General features: G+C 29.2%; 21 protein-coding genes. 20 read left to right on the plus strand and 1 reads right to left on the minus strand.

Features of this window, described 5'->3' with window-relative positions:
* Positions 1-306 precede the first annotated feature (306 nt).
* Complete coding sequence (yiaY, locus tag NWE74_RS01475) at positions 307-1,455, plus strand: L-threonine dehydrogenase (RefSeq protein ID WP_258241471.1); 1,149 nt, start codon at positions 307-309, stop codon at positions 1,453-1,455.
* Between the two features lie 52 nt (positions 1,456-1,507).
* On the opposite strand, the gene NWE74_RS01480 is transcribed toward yiaY, so the two are convergent.
* Positions 1,508-2,242 (minus strand): glycerophosphodiester phosphodiesterase, encoded by a 735-nt coding sequence (locus tag NWE74_RS01480; RefSeq protein WP_258241472.1) that lies wholly within the window; start codon positions 2,240-2,242, stop codon positions 1,508-1,510.
* 442 nt (positions 2,243-2,684) lie between these two features.
* On the opposite strand from NWE74_RS01480, the gene NWE74_RS01485 reads away from it, so the two are divergent.
* From NWE74_RS01485 to eutH, 19 genes are all read left to right on the plus strand, one after another.
* Positions 2,685-4,688, plus strand: a complete 2,004-nt coding sequence (locus NWE74_RS01485) for a sensor histidine kinase (RefSeq protein WP_258241473.1) — start codon at positions 2,685-2,687, stop codon at positions 4,686-4,688.
* A gap of 262 nt (positions 4,689-4,950) precedes the next feature.
* Entirely contained in the window at positions 4,951-6,081 is a 1,131-nt protein-coding gene (locus NWE74_RS01490) for a 1-propanol dehydrogenase PduQ (RefSeq protein ID WP_258241474.1), read from the plus strand.
* Positions 6,082-6,317: 236 nt separating this feature from the next.
* Positions 6,318-6,668 (plus strand): BMC domain-containing protein, encoded by a 351-nt coding sequence (locus NWE74_RS01495; RefSeq protein ID WP_092721784.1) that lies wholly within the window; start codon positions 6,318-6,320, stop codon positions 6,666-6,668.
* 2 nt (positions 6,669-6,670) lie between these two features.
* On the plus strand, positions 6,671-7,108 hold the full coding sequence (locus NWE74_RS01500; RefSeq protein WP_258241475.1) for a EutP/PduV family microcompartment system protein: 438 nt from the start codon (positions 6,671-6,673) through the stop codon (positions 7,106-7,108).
* 18 nt (positions 7,109-7,126) lie between these two features.
* Positions 7,127-7,702: an ANTAR domain-containing response regulator gene (locus NWE74_RS01505; RefSeq protein WP_092721780.1), complete on the plus strand. Its 576-nt coding sequence runs from the start codon at positions 7,127-7,129 to the stop codon at positions 7,700-7,702.
* Positions 7,692-9,077: a sensor histidine kinase gene (locus tag NWE74_RS01510; protein ID WP_258244404.1), complete on the plus strand. Its 1,386-nt coding sequence runs from the start codon at positions 7,692-7,694 to the stop codon at positions 9,075-9,077. The genes NWE74_RS01505 and NWE74_RS01510 overlap by 11 nt, the downstream gene beginning before the upstream one ends.
* A 172-nt stretch (positions 9,078-9,249) precedes the next feature.
* Positions 9,250-10,683 (plus strand): ethanolamine ammonia-lyase reactivating factor EutA, encoded by a 1,434-nt coding sequence (gene eutA / locus NWE74_RS01515; RefSeq protein ID WP_258241476.1) that lies wholly within the window; start codon positions 9,250-9,252, stop codon positions 10,681-10,683.
* A gap of 17 nt (positions 10,684-10,700) precedes the next feature.
* Complete coding sequence (locus NWE74_RS01520) at positions 10,701-12,065, plus strand: ethanolamine ammonia-lyase subunit EutB (RefSeq protein ID WP_258241477.1); 1,365 nt, start codon at positions 10,701-10,703, stop codon at positions 12,063-12,065.
* 12 nt (positions 12,066-12,077) lie between these two features.
* Positions 12,078-12,959 carry an ethanolamine ammonia-lyase subunit EutC gene (gene eutC / locus NWE74_RS01525; RefSeq protein WP_258241478.1) on the plus strand — a complete coding sequence of 294 codons (882 nt, stop codon included), beginning with the start codon at positions 12,078-12,080 and terminating at the stop codon, positions 12,957-12,959.
* A gap of 21 nt (positions 12,960-12,980) precedes the next feature.
* The gene (gene eutL, locus NWE74_RS01530; protein ID WP_258241479.1) at positions 12,981-13,634 is read left to right on the plus strand and encodes an ethanolamine utilization microcompartment protein EutL; all 654 of its coding nucleotides are present in this window, start codon (positions 12,981-12,983) and stop codon (positions 13,632-13,634) included.
* 5 nt (positions 13,635-13,639) lie between these two features.
* Positions 13,640-14,290, plus strand: a complete 651-nt coding sequence (locus tag NWE74_RS19090; RefSeq protein WP_309137266.1) for a BMC domain-containing protein — start codon at positions 13,640-13,642, stop codon at positions 14,288-14,290.
* Positions 14,291-14,292: 2 nt separating this feature from the next.
* On the plus strand, positions 14,293-15,762 hold the full coding sequence (locus tag NWE74_RS01540; protein ID WP_258241480.1) for an acetaldehyde dehydrogenase (acetylating): 1,470 nt from the start codon (positions 14,293-14,295) through the stop codon (positions 15,760-15,762).
* A gap of 78 nt (positions 15,763-15,840) precedes the next feature.
* The gene (gene eutM / locus NWE74_RS01545) at positions 15,841-16,128 is read left to right on the plus strand and encodes an ethanolamine utilization microcompartment protein EutM (RefSeq protein WP_026901054.1); all 288 of its coding nucleotides are present in this window, start codon (positions 15,841-15,843) and stop codon (positions 16,126-16,128) included.
* A gap of 169 nt (positions 16,129-16,297) precedes the next feature.
* Entirely contained in the window at positions 16,298-17,059 is a 762-nt protein-coding gene (locus NWE74_RS01550) for a cobalamin adenosyltransferase (protein WP_258241481.1), read from the plus strand.
* 12 nt (positions 17,060-17,071) lie between these two features.
* On the plus strand, positions 17,072-17,698 hold the full coding sequence (gene eutD, locus NWE74_RS01555) for an ethanolamine utilization phosphate acetyltransferase EutD (protein ID WP_258241482.1): 627 nt from the start codon (positions 17,072-17,074) through the stop codon (positions 17,696-17,698).
* Positions 17,699-17,730: 32 nt separating this feature from the next.
* Positions 17,731-18,429 carry a TIGR02536 family ethanolamine utilization protein gene (locus NWE74_RS01560; RefSeq protein ID WP_258241483.1) on the plus strand — a complete coding sequence of 233 codons (699 nt, stop codon included), beginning with the start codon at positions 17,731-17,733 and terminating at the stop codon, positions 18,427-18,429.
* A gap of 12 nt (positions 18,430-18,441) precedes the next feature.
* Positions 18,442-18,714: a EutN/CcmL family microcompartment protein gene (locus NWE74_RS01565; protein ID WP_092721760.1), complete on the plus strand. Its 273-nt coding sequence runs from the start codon at positions 18,442-18,444 to the stop codon at positions 18,712-18,714.
* Positions 18,707-19,255 (plus strand): BMC domain-containing protein, encoded by a 549-nt coding sequence (locus NWE74_RS01570; protein WP_258241484.1) that lies wholly within the window; start codon positions 18,707-18,709, stop codon positions 19,253-19,255. The genes NWE74_RS01565 and NWE74_RS01570 overlap by 8 nt, the downstream gene beginning before the upstream one ends.
* Before the next feature lie 12 nt (positions 19,256-19,267).
* A complete protein-coding gene (gene eutH / locus NWE74_RS01575; RefSeq protein ID WP_258241485.1) occupies positions 19,268-20,359 on the plus strand; it encodes an ethanolamine utilization protein EutH in 1,092 nt (363 codons plus the stop codon).
* The last annotated feature ends 1 nt before the right edge of the window (position 20,360 follow it).

Below are 20,360 nucleotides of genomic sequence, written 5' to 3' on the forward strand. Positions count from 1 at the left end.
TTTATAATGTTTGTGGTAATAAAATATTTAGGATATATAATATTTATTTTAAATTCAAAAATAAAATTAATTATAAAGTATTTTATTATTTTTTAGTTAAAAATTAATAAAATAAAATAAAAAACAAGGAAATTATTTACAAAAATATTTTAGAAAACGTTGGCATGGATTTGGAAACTTGTTAACATAAAAATAATATGATTTTAAATTAAATAAAATTTTAATTAAAATTACAGAATAAACAATAAATAAATTAATATTTAATTTATTACTAAAATTAAAATGACTCTAGGGGAGGACAACAACATGGCTTACAGATTTTATATGCCGCAATTAAGTTTAATGGGGCAAGGATGCTTAAAAGAAATGGGTGAAGAAATAAGTGCAAGGGGATTTAAAAAAGCACTTATAGTAACAGATAAAATACTATGTGATATTAAATTAGTAGACAAGCTTACAAAAGTATTAGAAGATAATAGTGCTGAATATGTTATATATAATGAAACTAAACCAAACCCAACTGTAAAAAATGTACATGATGGATTAGAACTATTAAAAGAATATCAATGTGATTTTGTAATATCATTTGGAGGGGGATCTCCACATGACTGTGCAAAAGGTATAGCTATATTAGCTATTAATGGTGGAGATATAAAAGACTATGAAGGAGTTAATAAATCTAAATTACCTCAATTACCTTTAATATGTGTAAACACTACAGCAGGAACTGCAAGTGAAATGACGATATTCTGTATAATAACAGATGAAGATAGACATGTTAAGATGGCTTTAGTTGATAAAAATATGACTCCAATATGTGCAGTAAATGATCCAGAATTAATGACAGCAATGCCAAAAGGATTAACTGCAGCTACAGGAATGGATGCATTAACACATGCAGTAGAAGCATATGTATCAACTGCAGCTACACCTGTAACAGATGCTTGTGCTATGAAAGCTATACAATTAATATCAGTTAACTTAAAAAATGCAGTTGACAATGGAAATGATATAACTGCTCGTGACAACATGGCTTATGCTGAATACTTAGCTGGTATGGCATTTAACAATGCATCACTTGGATATGTTCATGCCATAGCTCACCAATTAGGAGGATTTTATGATTTACCTCATGGAGTATGTAATGCGGTATTGCTTCCAAGAGTTCAAAAATTCAACGCTAAAGTAAGTGCAGCTAGATTAAAAGATGTTGCAATGTTTATGGGGGTTGATGTAACTAACTTAAATGATGAACAAGGAGCTCAAGCTTCAATAGATGCTATAATGGAATTATCTAAATCTATAAATATACCATCAGGTCTTAAAGAACTCGGAGTTAAAGAATCTGATTTTGATATATTAGCAGAAAATGCATTAAAAGATGCTTGCAGATTAACAAATCCTATAAAAGCAACTCATGATGAAGTGAAAGATATACTTAAAGCTTCTATGTAGCCTAAGTATTACAAATAGATAAAAGCCTAAAGATGAAAATCTTTAGGCTTTTTTAGTTACTATTTAAAATATCTCTCATTAAATCTGGATAATCAGAAAATATTCCGTCAACTTCATATTCAATCATATTTTTCATAAGAATAGGGTCATTAACTGTATATACAAAAACTTTTAAGTTATTTTTATGAGCTAAATTTACAATATTTTTGTCAACTAATTGATGATTTAGGTTTATACTATAAATACCTAAGTTTTTTGCATGCTCAATAACATTAGTAAATCCTTTAAAATCATCTTTACTATGATAAAGAGCACCATATTTAAGACTAGGATTTAAACTTTTAAATACATTTATGCATTTATGATTAAAGCTTGATATAAGTACGTTATCTTCTAAATTATATTTTTTTATTAAGTTTAAAACATCTTTTTCTAAATCATAGTGAATTAAGTCAGTTTTAGCTTCAATATTTAAACAAATATTATTATCCTTAATTAATTTTAAAACTTCATCAAGAGTAGGAATTTTACATAAATCGTTATTTATATATTCAAATTTTTTGCATTTGAAATTTCTTAACTCATTATATGTATAATCTTTAACTAAACCATGTCCATTAAATGTTCTTTTGATATCCTCATCATGAATTACTACCAAATTAGAATCTTTAGACTTATGAACGTCAAGTTCTATGGCTTTTATACCTAAGTCAATAGCTTTTTTAAAAGAAAGCATTGTATTTTCAGGATATTCACCACTAGCACCTCTATGGGCAAATATTTTCATATATTTTTCATCTCCTTATTTACTTTTACAAAAATATTATAGCACTTAACAAGAACGTATATATATAATAAGATACATTCATGATATAATGGTATAATATAGAAGCATAATTAATTAAGTTATTATAAGTCTAAAGGTTGCAAAAACATACTCTCATAGGGGTGACGAGTATAGATTATGTAGATATAAACGAAATAATAGCACCTAAGATTTATACTCTTAAATACTAAATATTTATAACATACTTAATCCAGATATGGAAGATGGCTCAAATATGTCTGTAAATACCGATGTTTAAAGGCATATGTTTTTTGAATGCATTTAATTAAATACATAAATAATTATATTTGAAAGAAAAATGATATAATATTAAAATGGAAAAAAATGGGGAAAGTTTATATTAAATAAACTTAAGTAAATAATCAAATTAGGAGAATGACAGATGAGTGATTTAAATATGAGTAATAAGGAAAAAATCTCGTCCACAAACCAAATAGCAATAAATGTAATATTTTTAATAAGCTTTATCATTGGGGTTAGTTATTTGGTTTTATTATTTGGAATATTAAGTTCAAATAAAATAAATACAGCTGATATAATAGCATTTATCAAGATTTTTGAGCTGATATTAGTATTGTTAGCTATATCAAGTTGTATACTTTGCTATGAAAGTACTAATAAGGAAGAGCTATTTATTTTATCTCTTTTTTATATTATATTTTTCATAGATGTTTTGCTTGGAAATGTAGATAATATGAGTCTTGATGCATCTACAATAAATATAAGTAATTATCTTATTGTAGAAAATTCTATTTTTAGATTAATAATACTAACATTTAGCTTATCGTCTTTTAGAAAGATGAAAAAAATAATAATGGAAAATAGAATAAAGTCAATTTTAATAACAATTGCAATTGCAACAAGTTTCGGACTTTTAAAGCATCATGATATACTATTTACAACATTTAATGATGTAGCTGGATTTGTTACTTACAATATATTTTTAACTATATTTTATGGAATAATTTCAGTTATTTATTTAAAAAAGAGCTTAGATAGAAGTGAGTATATATACTCAGTTATAAGCGCAAGTATATTCTTTTTTATGCTGAAAGCTATATATGCAGTAGTAGGGGCCACAAAAGCTTTAGCTAATGTAAAGTTATTATCTATATCTATTACATATATAGGGTTTATTATATTACTAGGAGGAATAATTTGCGAACTTTTACTAAGTATAAGAAAAAATAAAGAACTTGAAAATGAACTTACGGTGTTTAAAAAAATAGCTGATGAAAGTAGACATAGTTGTATACTTATATATGATGAATATAAAAATTTAAAATATATAAACAGTTTAGCTAAACAATACTATAATATAAAAGAAGGCACTATATATGAAGATATAAATAAAATATTAATTTATGAAAGTAAAGGTATTAATCCAGAGAAAATAAAAGAAATAAAAGATCATTTTTTACAACTTGGATACTGGAAAGGTAAAATAGAGGTAGAAGAAACAGGGGTTACAATAAGTTGTAGTGTACAAAAGATATATATGGAAGATATGAAAAAAATCGTAATAATTTTTAATGATATAACAGATAGAATTAGAACAAAGCGATCCTTGATAGAATATGAAAAAATGAAAAATCAAGAACAAGTAAGAAATGAATTTTTTGCTAATATATCTCATGAATTAAGAACTCCCCTTAATATTTTCTATTCAACTATACAGTTACTAGATTTAAAAAATAAAACAAATCCAGAAAAATTTAATGAAATTTACTCTGATCATAAACAATGTTTAAAAACTAATTGTCAACGTATGTTAAGACTTATAAATAATATAGTAGATATAACAAAAATTGATGTAGGGTTTATAAAGCCTAAATTTGTAAATTGTGATATAGTAAGTCTAGTTGAGGATATAACCCTATCTGTAGTTAATTATGCACAAAATAAAAAAATAAATATTGTGTTTGATACAGAAATCGAAGAACAGATTATAAAATGTGATGAAGATATGATGGAAAGAGCAATGCTTAATCTCCTATCGAATGCCATAAAGTTTACAAAGCAAAATGGAAATGTGCTGGTGAATATGTATGCAGATGAAAAATGGATACATATAATTGTAAAAGATGATGGCATGGGGATACCTATAGAAATGCAAGGAACGATATTTGAAAGATTTGTACAAAACGATAAGTCATTAACTCGCTTAAATGAAGGTAGTGGAATAGGACTTAGTATAGTTCAGTCTGCTGTCAAATTAAATGAAGGTGAAATTTATTTAGATAGTGATGGAAAAAACGGTACAGAATTTGAAATTTTACTTCCAAATAAAAAATTAGATGGTGAGTACTTAGACGATAGAATATATAAAGTAGATGTATCTAACATAGAATTAGAGCTTTCTGACATATATGAGCTATATATTTAAAAATATATGATGTAAAATAATATTGACTTTATATAAATCAAATAGTATATTAAAATTAATAACACAAAGGCGTGTTAACAGAGCAATGAAGCTCCATAGATTATCTATGGAGCTTTTTTGTTTTTTAAGTATTAATTAAAGATGAAACACGTTACTCAAGAAAAAATAATTTCTAGTACTTATAAATACTAAAGAAAACGTATTTCTTGGGAAATAGTAAATTTAATTTATATTAGAATAGAAAATAAAAGGAGAGATTAAATTGCATAGTTTTGAAATTAAGACAAAAATAAAATTTGGAGAAGGCTCTTTAAAGGCTTTACAAGAAATACAAGATAAAAAAGTATTAATCATAACAGATCCATTTATGGTTCAGTCAAAAGCAATAGATAAAATATTAGTAAATTTAAAAGAAGGTTCATATGAAGTATTTAGTGATATAGTTCCAGACCCACCAATAGAAACGGTAGTAAGTGGAATAGAAGTATTTAAAGAAGTAAACCCAGATGTACTTATAGCATTAGGTGGGGGATCAGCAATAGATGCTTCAAAAGCTATAATGGATTTTTCTAAAAAAATATTAAAAACAAATGATATAGAGTTTATAGCAATTCCTACAACTAGTGGTACAGGATCAGAAGTAACATCATTTTCAGTAATAACTGATAAGCAAAAAGGAACAAAGTATCCTTTAGTAAGTGATGATCTTTTACCTAACGTAGCAATACTTGATCCGGAACTAGTAAAAACAGTGCCAAACTTTATAACAGCGGATACAGGAATGGATGTATTAACACATGCTATTGAGGCTTATGTATCAACTGAAGCTAATGATTTTTCTGATGCTTTAGCAGAAAAAGCTATAAAACTTGTTTTTAAATATTTATTAAGAGCATATAAAGATGGAAATGATATAGAAGCAAGAGAGAAAATGCACAATGCATCTTGTTTAGCAGGTATGGCATTTAATCAAACATCACTTGGAATAAATCACTCAATAGCACACGTACTAGGTGGCAAATTCCATGTACCACATGGAAGAACAAATTCAATATTATTACCACATGTAATAGAGTACAATGCAGATATAGTAGGTTATACAAATACAAAGTATTCAATGGCTGCTAATAAGTACGCACAAATATCTATGTTATTAGGTTTAAATACATCTAATGTCAGAATGGGTGTCAAAAATCTAGTAAATGAAATAAAGAAACTTCAAAAGGAAATGAATATGGTAACTAACTTAAGCCAATGTAAAGTTAATATATCTGATTTAAGTAGTGTAGAAAATGAAATAGCAATACTTGCTATAAATGATGGATGCACAAAAACAAATCCAAGAGTTCCTACAGAAAAAGATATAATAGATATATTAAATAAAATAAAGTAATAATTAAACGAAAGTTGTAAAAACCTAGCAAATAAGCGGGTCGAAAAAAATAAAGGAAAATGTTTTTATAAATTATTAAATAAATATTGACAAAAATATGGCAAGTGATTATAATAAAAGTATCACAAAGGCGTGATAGTTTGATAAAAAGCAACGAAGCTTCTTAAAGATATATTCTGTATGTGTCTTTTAGAAGCTTTTATTTATTTAAATGACAAAAGAAAGCAGGAATTAAATTGGTAGAAGAAACTAAACAAAGAGTTATCCAAGAATATGTTCCAGGTAAACAAGTTACTCTTGCACATATAATAGCTAATCCAAATCAAGATATTTATAAGAAATTAGGATTAGTTATTGAAAAAAAAGATGCAATAGGAATACTGACAATAACGCCAAGTGAAGCATCAATAATAGCAGCAGATGTTGCAACAAAATCATCAGATGTGTCATTAGGCTTTATAGACAGATTCAGTGGATCAGTAGTAATAAGCGGTGATGTAAGTTCAGTAGAATCAGCATTAAATGAAGTTTTACAAGTTTTAGGAGATATGCTAAATTTCTCATCTGCGAAAATAACGAGGACATAGTGATGAAAAATATAATATTTATGGGAAAGACAGGCAGTGGAAAAACAACACTATGCCAAAAACTAGACCAATTAGAAATAAAATATAAAAAAACACAATCAGTGGAGTTATACAACAATGCAATAGATACCCCTGGTGAATATATGGAAAACAGAGGATTATACAATGCATTAATAACTACATCAGTAGATGCAAAAGTTATAGCAATAGTATATGATCCAACTCAAGAAGAAAATTATATAGCACCAGGATTTGCAGGTATGTTTTGCAAAGATGTTATAGGAATAATAACAAAAATAAATAAAGCAACCGAAGAACAGATAAATCTAGCTTATGATAGACTAGAATTAGCAGGTGCAAGTCAAATATTTAAAGTAGATACAGTAGATGATATTGGTCTTAAACCATTATTTGACTACCTGGCAAACATTAACCTTTAGTTAGTGAGGTAAAGACATATGGGGAGAAAAATACTATTAGTTGATGACGAACCTCTTATAAGAATGGACATTAGAGATATTCTAGAGGACCGTGGATATGAAGTAATAGGTGAAGCTTGTGATGGATTTGAAGCTGTTGAAATGTGTAAAAAACATAATCCAGATTTAGTAATTATGGATATAGATATGCCAATACTAGATGGAATAAAAGCTGGAAAAATAATGGCTAAAGAAAACTTAGCAGGTGGAGTACTTTTATTAACTTCATTTGAAGATAAAGAACACATTGAAAAAGCTAAAAGCATAGGCGCGTTTGGATATTTAGTTAAGCCAGCTAGTGAAAAATCACTTATACCAACAATTGAGATGTGTTTAAGTAAAGTCAAGGAATTTGAACAAATGAAAAAAGACTTAGAAAAAATGAATTCTAAGTTAGCAGAAAGAAAAATAGTAGAAAGAGCTAAAGGCATACTTATAAGAGAATTTAAGATTAGTGAAGATGAAGCTTACACAAGAATAAGAAAACTTAGCATGGATAAGAGAACCACAATGCTTGAAATTGCTAAGATGATTATAATTGGATATGATGAGTAACATCATAAAAACACTCTGCCAAGAAAATACAATACTAAATGAAAATGAAATAGATAAAATCTTAGAAGTTTCAAAATCTCTAGATTTAATGGCAAACTTCTATGATAGTGATGTTTTCATTGATGTGTTGAGTAAGGATGTAGAGGAAGCAATAGTAGTTTGTCACAGTAAGCCGAAAAATAAATCTCTTTATGCTGAAAACGTTGTAGGAAAAAAAGCTCTAAATGAAAATGAACCAGGAGTTATAAAGACCTTAAATACAGGAATAACAACTAGGGATATAAAGGCTCTAACACAAGAATACAAAGTAGTAAAACAAACTATTCAACCTGTAACACTAGATGAAAAAGTTATAGCAGTATTAATCGTAGAAAAAGATATAAGTAGTGAGTTAAAAGATGGATTTGATAAAAAGAAAAACTCACATGAATTTATAAATCTAATAAAGAACAATAATTTCTTAACAGATAATTTAAATGCAGCAATACTTATATTTGATAAAAATGGAAAACTTAAAATAAAAAATAAAAATGCAGTAAAAATGTATGAAAAGCTTGGATTTTTATGTGATATACAAGACGTACATTATAATGATATATATATAGAACCTAAAAAATTTGAAGATATATTACTAGATGAAAATTATGATGAAACCAATGAAGTTTGTATTGATGATTTATATTTCAAAATAAAAACAATACACATCAAAGATGATGAGTACAAAGTCGTTAAAATAATTGAAGATATAAGTGATTTAAAACAAAAAGAGGCTGAGTTAGTTTTAAAATCAGTTTCAGTAAGGGAAGCTCATCATAGAGTTAAAAACAACCTTCATACAGTAATATCAATAATAAGAAAGCAAAGTAGGCTATCAAACAATGAAGAAGTAAAACATTGTTTAGATAATATAACAAATAGAGTTTTTGCAATACTTTCAACACACCATCTATTATCTAAAGAAGAAGATAATAATATTTCTATACTAGAAGCTATGAATTTATTAGTAAGCAATATCCAAGGAGGCTATTGTGATAATAAAGATATAAACATTTGCATAACAGGTGAAGATTTTAAGATAGGTGGAGAGAAAGCAACAGCAATACTACTAGTTATAAACGAGATAATTCAAAATTGCTATGATCATGCTTTTGAAGGAAAAGAAAGTGGAAATATACGAATTTTGATTAACAAAGAAAATAACTATAAAAACATTGCAATAATAGACGATGGAGTAGGATTTTCAACTAATAATATAGATAGAAAAAGTCTAGGAACTTTTATAATAGATAGTTATATTACACAAGTTTTGAGAGGAACTTTAGAAAGAGAATCAAATGAAAAGGGTACTAAGATATTACTTAAGATACCTGTTTAAAAATTAATACTAATAATAACAAGGCTACAAAGTAGTAGTTTTAATTGAGCAAAGAGGCTTAAGGTTATTAATGAAGTAAGTAATAAAAATCTATTGATTTTTAGCTTATATTTATTATAGCTTTGAGCCTCTTTGTTTGTTTAAAACATACTTTTAACTTGGAGGTGAAAAAATGCGAGAAGAGTTATTAAGTGTTGGTATTGATATTGGTACAAGTACTACTCAGTTAATATTTTCAAAATTAATAGTTGAAAATACGGCATCGAGTTTTTCAGTACCTAGAATCAGTATAGTAGACAAAGAAATTATTTATAAAAGTCAAGTATACTTTACGCCTCTTGTTTCAAACAATGAGATAAATGGTCAAGAAATAAAAGATATAGTAGATAAGGAATACAAACTAGCAAATATAGCTAAAGAAGATATACACACAGGAGCAGTTATAATAACTGGTGAAACAGCTAGAAAAGAAAATGCAAATGATGTGCTTCATACTTTAAGTGGATTTGCGGGTGACTTTGTTGTAGCAACGGCAGGTCCAGACTTAGAAAGTATAATTTCTGGAAAAGGAGCTGGAGCTCATATCTACTCAAAAGAACATTCTACAACTGTTGTAAATATAGATGTAGGTGGAGGAACTAGTAACTTAGCATCATTTAAAAGAGGAGAGGTAATTGACACTGGGTGCCTTGATATAGGTGGAAGGCTTATAAAAGTAGATAAGATAAGCAAGAAAATAACTTATATATCACCTAAGATAGAAAAAATTATCAAAGAAAATAATATTAATCTCCGAGTAGGAACAACAGCAACAATTGAAAATACAAAACCAATAATAGATATAATGGTAGATTTAATAGCAGAAAGTATTGGATTAAAACCAAAAACACCTTTGTTTGACTTTATAATGACTAATAAGTCTATAAAATTAAATGAAAAGATTGAAAACGTATCTTTCTCTGGTGGAGTAGCTGATTACATTTACTATGATGGAGAAATAAAAGATTATTTTGAATATGGAGATTTAGGTATCTTACTTGGTCAAGCAATAAGAAATAGCAAATATCTTAAAGATATAAACTTAGTAAAATCTCTAGAAACTATAAGAGCTACAGTAGTAGGAGCAGGTTCTCATACTACAGAAGTAAGTGGAAGTACAATAACTTACACACATGAGGCTTTTCCAATTAAAAATTTACCTGTTTTAAAGCTATCACCAGAAGAAGAAAATGGTAATGAAACACAGATAAAAGAAGCAATAAAAAGTAAACTTAATTGGTTTAAGCTAGAAAATGATCTTCAAAAAGTTGCAATAGCCATAACAGGCAAGAAAAATCCAACTTTTTTAGATATACAAGAATATGCAAATGGATTTGTAAATGGAATGAAAGAAATCATAGACAATAACTTGCCATTTATAGTAATTGTTGAAAATGATATGGCAAAAGTACTAGGGCAAGCCATTTATGCGATTTTAAATTATGAAAAAGATATTGTTTGTATAGACAGTATCAAGGTTGAAAATGGAGATTATATCGACATTGGTAAACCAATAGTAGAAGGTAAAGTATTACCTGTGGTAATAAAAACATTAGTTTTTAATTAATAGAGGGAGGTAAGCAAATGATTTTAAAGACAAAATTATTTGGACGTACTTATCAGTTCAATGGCTTATATGATGTAATGGCTAAAGCTAATGAAGAAAAATCAGGAGATAGATTAGCAGGCCTTGCAGCAGAATCAGCAGAAGAAAGAGTTGCAGCAAAAGTTGTTTTATCACACATAAAGTTAGAGAATATAAGAAATAATCCTGCAGTACCTTATGAAGAAGATGAAGTAACTAGAATAATACAAGATGCTGTAAATGAAAAGGTTTATGAAGAAATAAAAGATTGGACAGTATCTGAATTTAGAGAATGGTTATTAGATAGTAATACTACTAGTGTCCATATAAAGAGAATATCAAGAGGTTTAACTTCTGAAATGATAGCAGCTGTTGCTAAATTAATGTCAAATATGGACTTAGTTTATGCGGCTAAAAAGATAAAAGTTACAGCTCATTGTAATACAACAATAGGTGAAGAAGGAACTTTATCTGCTAGACTTCAACCAAACCATCCAACTGATGATCCAGATGGAATACTTGCATCACTTCTTGAAGGTTTAACTTTCGGTATAGGAGATGCAGTCTTAGGTCTTAATCCAGTTGATGACTCAGTTGAGAGTGTTACTAAAGTACTTAAGAGATTTGATGAAGTAAAAAATAAATATCAAATACCTACTCAAACTTGTGTGTTAGCTCATGTTACTACACAAATGGAAGCAATAAGAAATGGAGCTCCTGCAGATTTAATATTCCAATCAATAGCAGGATCAGAAAAAGGAAATGAAGCCTTTGGATTTAATGGTGACACAATAGAAGAAGCTAGACAACTAGCACTTAAACATGGTACAGCTACAGGACCTAATGTAATGTACTTTGAAACAGGCCAAGGTTCAGAACTTTCTTCAGAAGCCCATCATGGAATAGACCAGGTAACTATGGAAGCTAGATGTTACGGATTTGCTAAAAAATTCGAGCCATTCTTAGTTAACACAGTTGTTGGATTTATAGGACCTGAATATTTATATGATGCAAAACAAGTAGTAAGGGCAGGTCTTGAAGACCACTTCATGGGTAAATTAAGTGGACTACCAATGGGAGTTGACGTTTGTTATACTAACCACATGAAAGCAGACCAAAACGACATGGAAAACTTAGCTATATTATTAACAACAGCAGGATGTACATACTTTATGGGAATACCTCATGGAGATGACGTAATGCTTAACTACCAAACAACAGGATACCATGAAACAGCAGCACTTAGAGAAATGTTTGGATTAACAGCAATAAAAGAATTTGATGCTTGGACTGAAAAGATGGGATTCACTAAAGATGGTAAGTTAACTGAAATAGCTGGAGATGCATCAATATTATTAGGATAGGAGGTCTTTAATATGAATGAAAAGGATTTAAAAGCATTAGTAGAACAGTTAGTAGGACAAATGGTTGGAGATATAGATTCAAACGTTATAGCTGAAACTGTTAAAAAAGTAAGCAATACTGTAGTAGATAACGATGCTTGTATAGATGATATAACGGAAGTAGATATAAAGAAACAATTATTAGTAGATAATCCTAAAGATGCAGAAAGTTACTTAGACATGAAAGCTAAGACTCCTGCAAGAATAGGGATAGGTAGATGTGGTGCTAGATACAAAACAGAAACAGTTTTAAGATTCAGAGCAGACCACGCTGCTGCACAAGATGCTGTATTCTCATATGTAAATGAAGATTTCGTAAAAGAAAATAACATGTTCGCAGTAGAAACTTTATGTAATGATAAAGATGAGTACTTAACAAGACCAGACCTTGGTAGAAAGTTCTCACAAGAAACTATAAAAGCTTTAAAAGATAAAGTAGGAACTAATCAAAAAGTACTAATTATGGTAGGAGATGGATTAAGCTCAGCTGCAATAGAAGCAAACTTAAAAGATTGTGTACCAGCTATAAAGCAAGGATTAAAAATGTATGGTATAGAATGCGGTGAATTAGTATTTGTTAAGCACTGTAGAGTTGGTGCTATGGACCACTTAGGTGAAGAATTAGGTTGTGAAGTTATATGTATGTTAGTTGGAGAAAGACCAGGTCTAGTTACTGCTGAATCAATGTCAGCATACATTGCATACAAGCCATATATAGGAATGGCAGAAGCTAAAAGAACAGTTATATCAAACATCCATAAGGGAGGAACAACTGCAGTTGAAGCAGGTGCTCATATAGCTGAACTTATAAAAACAATGTTAGATAAAAAAGCTTCAGGAATAGACCTAAAATAATAACCTAAAGGAGTATAAACTATGAAAAATGATGTAATTCGTCCTAATATACTAGGAATAAAAATAATATCAAATGTAAGCCCAGAAATGGCTAAAAAATTAGAACTTGAGCCACATCACAAAAGTTTAGGATTAATAACAGCTGATTGTGATGATGTAACATATACTGCGCTTGATGAAGCTACTAAAGCTTCTGAAGTAGAGGTAGTTTATGCAAAATCAATGTATGCAGGAGCTGCAAATGCATCAACTAAACTTGCAGGTGAAGTATTAGGTATAATAGCAGGACCAAGCCCTGCTGAAGTAAGAAGTGGATTAAATGCAGTAGTTGACTTTATGGAATATGGATCAACATTTATAAGTGCTAATGATGATGATTCAATAGCATATTATGCTCATTGTGTATCAAGAACAGGAACTTATCTTTCTAAAGTAGCAGGAATAAGAGAAGGAGAGGCATTAGCTTACTTAGTAGCACCACCACTTGAAGCAATGTATGCTCTAGATGCAGCTATGAAGGCAGCAGATGTATCAATGTGTGAATTATTTGCACCTCCAACTGAAACAAACTTTGGTGGAGCATTACTTACAGGTTCTCAATCAGCTTGTAAAGCAGCATGTGATGCTTTTGCAGAAGCAGTAAAATCAGTAGCAGATAACCCAACAGGATTCTAGTATAAATGAATGCTTTAGGTTTAGTAGAAGTAATAGGATATGTTGCTGCTATAGAAGCTAGTGATGCTTGTTTAAAGTCTGCCAATGTAAGTTTAGTAAGTATTGATAAAGTAGGAAGTGGTATAGTTACTTTAACAATAAGTGGAGATGTAGGAGCAGTTAAATCAGCAGTAGAATCAGCTGAAGTAGCTGTTAATAGAATTGGAACATTAAGATCAACTCATGTAATCCCAAGAATTAATAAAGAAGTTGCAGATGTTTTATTCAAAAAAGAAAATAAAAAAGAAACTAAAGAAGAAGTTAGCATAAATAGTGAAGTACAAGAAGCTGCATCAACAGAAATTTCTCCTTTAGAAGAAGAACAAATAACAATAAATGAAGATTCTAGTATAAAAGTAAATAATGAAATATTAGAAGATAAAATAGAAGAAAATGAAAACAATACTGACAGTTTAAATCAAAATGAATTAGATCAAGCAGTAGAAAATGAAAGCAATGCTGATTCTAATAAAGAAGATTTATCAAAGAAAAGTATAAAAGAATTAAAAGCTTATATAAAGAAACTAGACAGCTCCGTAACTAATAAAGAGTTAAACTCTTTAAAAAAGGAAGAGTTAATAGATTTAATTGATAAGCTAAGTAGAGAGGATAGATAGATATGACACTTTTAGATAAAGATTTACTATCTATACAAGAAGTAAGAACTCTTGTAAAAAAAGCTAAAGTAGCTCAAGAAAAACTTAGCCAGATGAGCCAAGAACAAATAGATAAAATAGTAAAGGCTATAGCAGACAATGCATTTGAAAATGCTGAAAAATTAGCTAAAATGGCTAATGAAGAAACAGGATTTGGAAAATGGCAAGATAAAATAGTTAAAAATACATTTGCATCTAAAATGGTTTATGAAACATTAAAAGATACAAAAACTGTTGGAATAATAGCTGAAAATAGAGAAGAAAAAACTATAGATATTGCAACTGGAGTGGGAGTTGTAGCAGGTTTAATACCTTCAACTAACCCAACATCAACAGTAATATATAAAACGATGATATCTTTAAAGGCAGGAAACTCAATAGTATTCTCGCCACATCCAAATGCTAAAAAATGTATACTTGAAACTGTAAAAATAATAAATGAAGCAGCTATAAGTGCAGGATGCCCAGAAGATGCTATATTATGTATACAAACTCCAAGTATCCAAGGAACTAATGAACTAATGAGACACAAAGATACTAAATTAATATTAGCAACTGGTGGAGAAGCAATGGTTAGAGCAGCTTACTCATCAGGAACTCCAGCAATAGGAGTAGGACCAGGAAATGGACCTGCATTTATAGATAAAAGTGCTGATGTTAAGTTAGCAGTTAAAAGAATATTAGATTCTAAGACTTTTGATAATGGTGTTATATGTGCATCAGAACAATCAATAGTTGTTGAGAAGTTTATGGAAGATGTTGTAGTAAATGAACTTAAAAATCAAGGAGCTTACTTCTTAAATGAAGAAGAAAGCCAAATGTTATCAAAGTTTATACTAAGAGCAAATGGTACTATGAACCCACAAATAGTTGGAAAAAGTGTAGAAACAATTGCAAACTTAGCTAATTTAAAAAATGTACCATCTACTGCAAAAGTATTAATAGCAAGAGAAACTAAAGTAGGACATGACGTTGCTTACTCTAGAGAAAAGCTGGCTCCAATATTAGCATTTTATGTTGAAGAAAACGTAGATAAAGTATTAAATAGATGTAGAGAAGTATTATTAAATGAAGGTGCAGGACATACTTTCTCAATGCATGCAAATGACGAAGAGTTAGTAAAAAGATTTGCACTTAATATGCCAGTATCAAGAATACTAGTAAATACTCCGTCAGCACTTGGAGGAATAGGTGGCTCAACTAATCTTATACCAGCTTTAACATTAGGATGTGGAGCAATAGGTGGAAGTTCAACTTCAAATAATATAGGGCCACTTGATTTAATAAACATTAAAAAAGTAGCTTATGGAGTTAAAGAAATAGAAGAGCTTAAAGGAACTACTCCTAAGGTTGAAACTTCAGTATTTGACTCTATGGATAAAGAAGAGTTAATAAATTTATTAGTAAAAAAAATAGTTAAAGAATTAAACTAGCAAGTTAAATAAGTTAAGGATAAGATCAATTAATAAAAAATAAAAATAATAATATAAAAAATTTTGGAGGTAATTGTTATGGCAAACGCAAATGCATTAGGAATGATAGAAACTAAAGGATTAGTAGGAGCAATAGAAGCAGCAGATGCAATGGTTAAAGCTGCAAATGTACAATTAGTAGGTAAAGAACAAGTTGGTGGAGGATTAGTTACTGTAATGGTAAGAGGAGATGTTGGAGCTGTTAAAGCTGCTACTGACGCTGGAGCTGCAGCTGCTGAAAGAGTTGGAGAATTAGTATCAGTTCATGTAATACCAAGACCACACTTTGAAGTAGATGCTATATTACCAAAAGTATCTGCTGAATAATATTCACGATGCTCATTTCGCCAACGATCTAAAAAGGCTCGTTGCTCAAATGAATAAATAAATTTTGATAAAAAAGGAGATGTCTCAAAAGCTGATTGTTTCATAATGATAAAGCAATTTATAACTATGAGACATCTCCTTTTATACATCTAGTAGGAGATGTGATAAAATGGGTGTTTTAACAGAGAGTGAAATAAGAAGAAGAATAGGAAAAGACAAAGATAAGTTAACAGAATTTTATATAGAAAAGGGTCAGATAATAACTCCTTCAGCAAAATCATATTTATTAGAAAAAAGTATTGAACTTAAATATGTTGATAGCATAAGTGAAGTGAGTAATGAACCGAAAGAAATTATAAAAGAAGTTATAAAAGAAAAATCATATAAATACACTACTGTATTTGGTGCTAAATTAGATAAAAAGCCAGAGCACATGACACAATTAAATGGAAATTTATTAGTATTTAAGGATCATAAAAGAATAATTCTTAGAGGTAAAATAGATTCTTTAGAGTCTAAAATACTAGAAGGACAAATACTTTCTCAAAAAAGTAATATGCCAAAATTGACAAAGGATTTACAAGAAATATTAGACTTTGTAAGAAGCATAATGAGATGTGAAGTATTAGAAGAAAAATTAGAAGAGTTTACTCTTTTAGGATTAACTCCTGATGAATTAAGAGAGCAATCACATTATCCTAAAAAATACTTTGGTATAGGACATGAGTTTCCATCATATGAGATGGGAGAAGTAGTAGTAGGTATAAATAGTATAAGAAGTGCTACAAGAGAAGCTGAGCTTTGTGCATATGAAGCTTTCAAAGGGGAATATGGACAAGTTGAAAGAGAAGATTTAATAAAAGCACTTAATAGATTATCATCAGTGTTCTGGATTATGATTTATAAAATTAGAACAGGAAAATATAAGTAATTGGAGGACATAATGGAAAATCTATTAAATGAAATAGTACAAGAAGTTATAAGTAGAGTAAAAAAAGAAGCTTTTATAGAGGTTGAGGCATCGGGTAGACATGTTCACTTAAGTGAAGAAGATGTAGAAAAATTATTTGGAAAAGGATATACCTTAACAAAGTTAAGAGATTTATCTCAACCAGGTCAATATGCTTGTAAAGAAAGAGTCACAATAACTGGTCCAAAAGGTAGTATAAAAAATGTTATAGTACTAGGACCTTGTAGAAAAGAAACTCAAGTTGAAGTGTCATTAACAGATGGATCTTCTTTAGGCGTAAAAGCTCCTATAAAACAAAGTGGAGATTTAAAAAATACATTAGGTATAAAAATATCTACAGAACATGGTGAAGTTTCATTAGATAAAGGTCTTATGGTTGCTAAAAGACATATACACATAACACCTAGTGATGCAGCTAAATTTAATGTATGTGATAATGAAGTAGTTCAAGTTAAAGTATTTGGACAAAGACCATTAATATTTGATGATGTAGTCGTTAGAGTTAATGAAAAATTTAACACATATATGCATATAGACTATGATGAAGCTAATGCATGTGGATTTAGTAAAGGAACTATGGCAAAAATTATAAAAGGTTAAAATTAGTAAACTACCTCTAGGGAGGAGAATATATGAATTATGATAATCTTGTAAATCTTATAGTAGAAGAGATTTACAAAAAAATAAATTGTACAGATAAATTAGAAATTACAAATAAGCCAAAAGCTGTTTTAATATATGAAAACAATAAAGAACGATTTAATTTCTTAAAAGAAAATTTTGATGTAGTATCTTTTGAAAAAGACATAAGAGACTGTGAAATGATTATAGTATCAAAACTTTGTATGAGAGGAATTTGTAATCTAGCTTTAGGAAATAGTGTAAGTGATGAAGAAAGATTTATACTTAAAATGCTTATGAAAGGCAAAAAAGTATATGTATTAGATGAAGGAATAGAATATAAAAGATACAAAGAAACTGCACCAAAAGCTCTATACAACAAATACTTATCTTATGAAGATGAAATATTGAAATTTGGAGTAGAGGTAGTTAAAGACTTAAATTCTATAACTTCAAAAGCTAAAATTAATACTAATAAAGTAGAAAACTTAAGCTTAAATATTTTAGATAAAAAAACTTTAAGAGAAAAAGAAATAATAGATGATGAAATTAGCTTAGATTTAAGAACTAAAAAACTTATATCAGAAAGTGACTTAAGAAAGCCAATGGTAAATGGAATAAAAAATGTTGTTGTTAGCAAAAAAAGCATAATAACTCCATTAGCTACTGACTTTATGAGAATACATCATTTAAAATTAAAAAGAATGTAGTGGTGAATTGTTATGGAAATAGGTAAAGTTGTAGGCAATGTGTGGGCAACTAGAAAAGATGAAAAATTATGTGGATTAAAGTTTTTAGTAGTAAAGCTTTTAAAAACTAAAGATACGTACAAAGAAGGTTTTTTAGTTGCAGCTGATAATGCAGGAGCTGGTAATGGAGACTTAGTTTTCATAACTAAAGGTTCATCAGCAAGAGCATCCATTGAAAAAAGAGATGTGCCAATAGATGCAACTATAGTTGGTATAGTTGATACATTAGAGTTTTTCGATGAATAAAAGTATAGGTGCTATAGAATTTAGAAGTATAGCAAAAGGCATAGAAGTATCGAATGAAATGATTAAGAAGTCCTCAGTTGAAGTATTATATTTAAAAAGTATTTGTCCAGGTAAATTCTTAATAATAATAGCTGGGGAAACTTCTTATATAAATGAGTCCATAGATTATGGATTAACTAAAGGTAGTGGTTATATAGTTGATAGTTTTGTAATTAATGCAGTTAGTTTAGATATAATAAATGGACTAAAAAATAAATATAAAAAGTTAGAAAGTATAACATCTATTGGAGTAGTAGAAACCAACAAAGTATGTGCAGGACTTACAGCACTTGACAAAACATTAAAATCTAGTGATGTATCTCTTGTTAAATTGCAATTATCTTTTGCAATAGGAGGAAAACTTGTATATATAGTAAGTGGAAATTTAAGTGATTTAGACTATGGTATAGATGAAGGAACTAAGATTTTAGATAAAAAAGATATAGTAAATATTTCAATAATACCATATGTTGATAATCAAATAATAAAAAATCTAATATAATGGAGGGGCATTATGAGTATAAATGAAATTATAATTTATGTAATGGTACTATTTATGGTACTTGGAGCTATAGATAAATCTATAGGTAACAAGTTTGGACTAGGAGAACAATTTGAAGAAGGTATAATGGCAATGGGTTCTCTAGCGGTTGCAATGGTAGGGGTTATATGTTTAGCGCCAGTACTTGCAGACGTATTAAGACCTATAATAGTTCCTGTATTTGACATGTTAGGTGCAGACCCAGCAATGTTTGCAGGAAGTTTACTTGCTAATGATATGGGTGGAGCGCCACTTGCAATGGAACTTGCAAAAGATCCTCAAGCAGGATTATTTGGTGGATTAATAGTAGGTGCAATGATGGGACCTACTATAGTATTTATAATACCAGTAGCTCTTGGAATAATAGAAAAAGAAGATCAAAAGTTCTTAGCAACAGGAATACTTGCAGGTATAATAACAATACCTGTTGGAGCATTTGTTGGAGGATTAGTAGCAGGGTTCCCACTTATGATGATTGTTAAAAACTTAATACCTATAATAATATTTGCAATAGTTATAGCACTTGGATTATTAAAATTTGAAAACGCTATGATAAAAGGATTCACATATTTTGGAAAAGGTGTAGTAATAGTTATAACATTAGGTCTTGCAGCAGCTATAGTTGAAGCATTAACTGGAATAGTTATAATACCAGGGATGGCTCCTATACATGATGGTATAGCAATAGTTGGAGATATAGCAATAGTTTTAGCGGGAGCATTCCCACTAGTATTTGTTATAACTAAAGTATTCAACAAACCTTTAATGGCTTTAGGTAAAGTACTTGGAATGAATGATATATCAGCAGCAGGACTTGTTGCAAGTTTAGCTAACTGTATACCTATGTTTGGTATGATGAAAGATATGGATGATAGAGGAAAAATAATAAACGTAGCATTCTCTGTATCAGCAGCATTCGTATTTGGAGATCACTTAGGATTTACAGCAGGATTTAATTCGGAAATGATAACTCCAATGATAGTTGCTAAATTAGTTGGAGGAATAAGTGCAGTTATGTTAGCTATGGTTATAGCAAATAAAACACTAAAAAAGGAGCAAGCATAAA

The sequence above is a fragment of the Romboutsia lituseburensis genome, from assembly GCF_024723825.1.
GTDB lineage: Bacteria > Bacillota > Clostridia > Peptostreptococcales > Peptostreptococcaceae > Romboutsia_F > Romboutsia_F lituseburensis_A.

Excerpts from the sequence above, each read along its gene's own strand:
- yiaY (WP_258241471.1), top strand. The coding sequence starts at position 307 with ATGGCTTACAGATTTTATATGCCGCAATTAAGTTTAATGGGGCAAGGA.
- NWE74_RS01480 (WP_258241472.1), bottom strand. The coding sequence starts at position 2,242 with ATGAAAATATTTGCCCATAGAGGTGCTAGTGGTGAATATCCTGAAAAT.
- NWE74_RS01485 (WP_258241473.1), top strand. The coding sequence starts at position 2,685 with ATGAGTGATTTAAATATGAGTAATAAGGAAAAAATCTCGTCCACAAAC.
- NWE74_RS01500 (WP_258241475.1), top strand. The coding sequence starts at position 6,671 with ATGAAAAATATAATATTTATGGGAAAGACAGGCAGTGGAAAAACAACA.
- NWE74_RS01505 (WP_092721780.1), top strand. The coding sequence starts at position 7,127 with ATGGGGAGAAAAATACTATTAGTTGATGACGAACCTCTTATAAGAATG.
- NWE74_RS01510 (WP_258244404.1), top strand. The coding sequence starts at position 7,692 with ATGATGAGTAACATCATAAAAACACTCTGCCAAGAAAATACAATACTA.
- eutA (WP_258241476.1), top strand. The coding sequence starts at position 9,250 with ATGCGAGAAGAGTTATTAAGTGTTGGTATTGATATTGGTACAAGTACT.
- NWE74_RS01520 (WP_258241477.1), top strand. The coding sequence starts at position 10,701 with ATGATTTTAAAGACAAAATTATTTGGACGTACTTATCAGTTCAATGGC.
- eutC (WP_258241478.1), top strand. The coding sequence starts at position 12,078 with ATGAATGAAAAGGATTTAAAAGCATTAGTAGAACAGTTAGTAGGACAA.
- eutL (WP_258241479.1), top strand. The coding sequence starts at position 12,981 with ATGAAAAATGATGTAATTCGTCCTAATATACTAGGAATAAAAATAATA.
- NWE74_RS19090 (WP_309137266.1), top strand. The coding sequence starts at position 13,640 with ATGAATGCTTTAGGTTTAGTAGAAGTAATAGGATATGTTGCTGCTATA.
- NWE74_RS01540 (WP_258241480.1), top strand. The coding sequence starts at position 14,293 with ATGACACTTTTAGATAAAGATTTACTATCTATACAAGAAGTAAGAACT.
- eutM (WP_026901054.1), top strand. The coding sequence starts at position 15,841 with ATGGCAAACGCAAATGCATTAGGAATGATAGAAACTAAAGGATTAGTA.
- NWE74_RS01550 (WP_258241481.1), top strand. The coding sequence starts at position 16,298 with ATGGGTGTTTTAACAGAGAGTGAAATAAGAAGAAGAATAGGAAAAGAC.
- eutD (WP_258241482.1), top strand. The coding sequence starts at position 17,072 with ATGGAAAATCTATTAAATGAAATAGTACAAGAAGTTATAAGTAGAGTA.
- NWE74_RS01560 (WP_258241483.1), top strand. The coding sequence starts at position 17,731 with ATGAATTATGATAATCTTGTAAATCTTATAGTAGAAGAGATTTACAAA.
- NWE74_RS01565 (WP_092721760.1), top strand. The coding sequence starts at position 18,442 with ATGGAAATAGGTAAAGTTGTAGGCAATGTGTGGGCAACTAGAAAAGAT.
- NWE74_RS01570 (WP_258241484.1), top strand. The coding sequence starts at position 18,707 with ATGAATAAAAGTATAGGTGCTATAGAATTTAGAAGTATAGCAAAAGGC.
- eutH (WP_258241485.1), top strand. The coding sequence starts at position 19,268 with ATGAGTATAAATGAAATTATAATTTATGTAATGGTACTATTTATGGTA.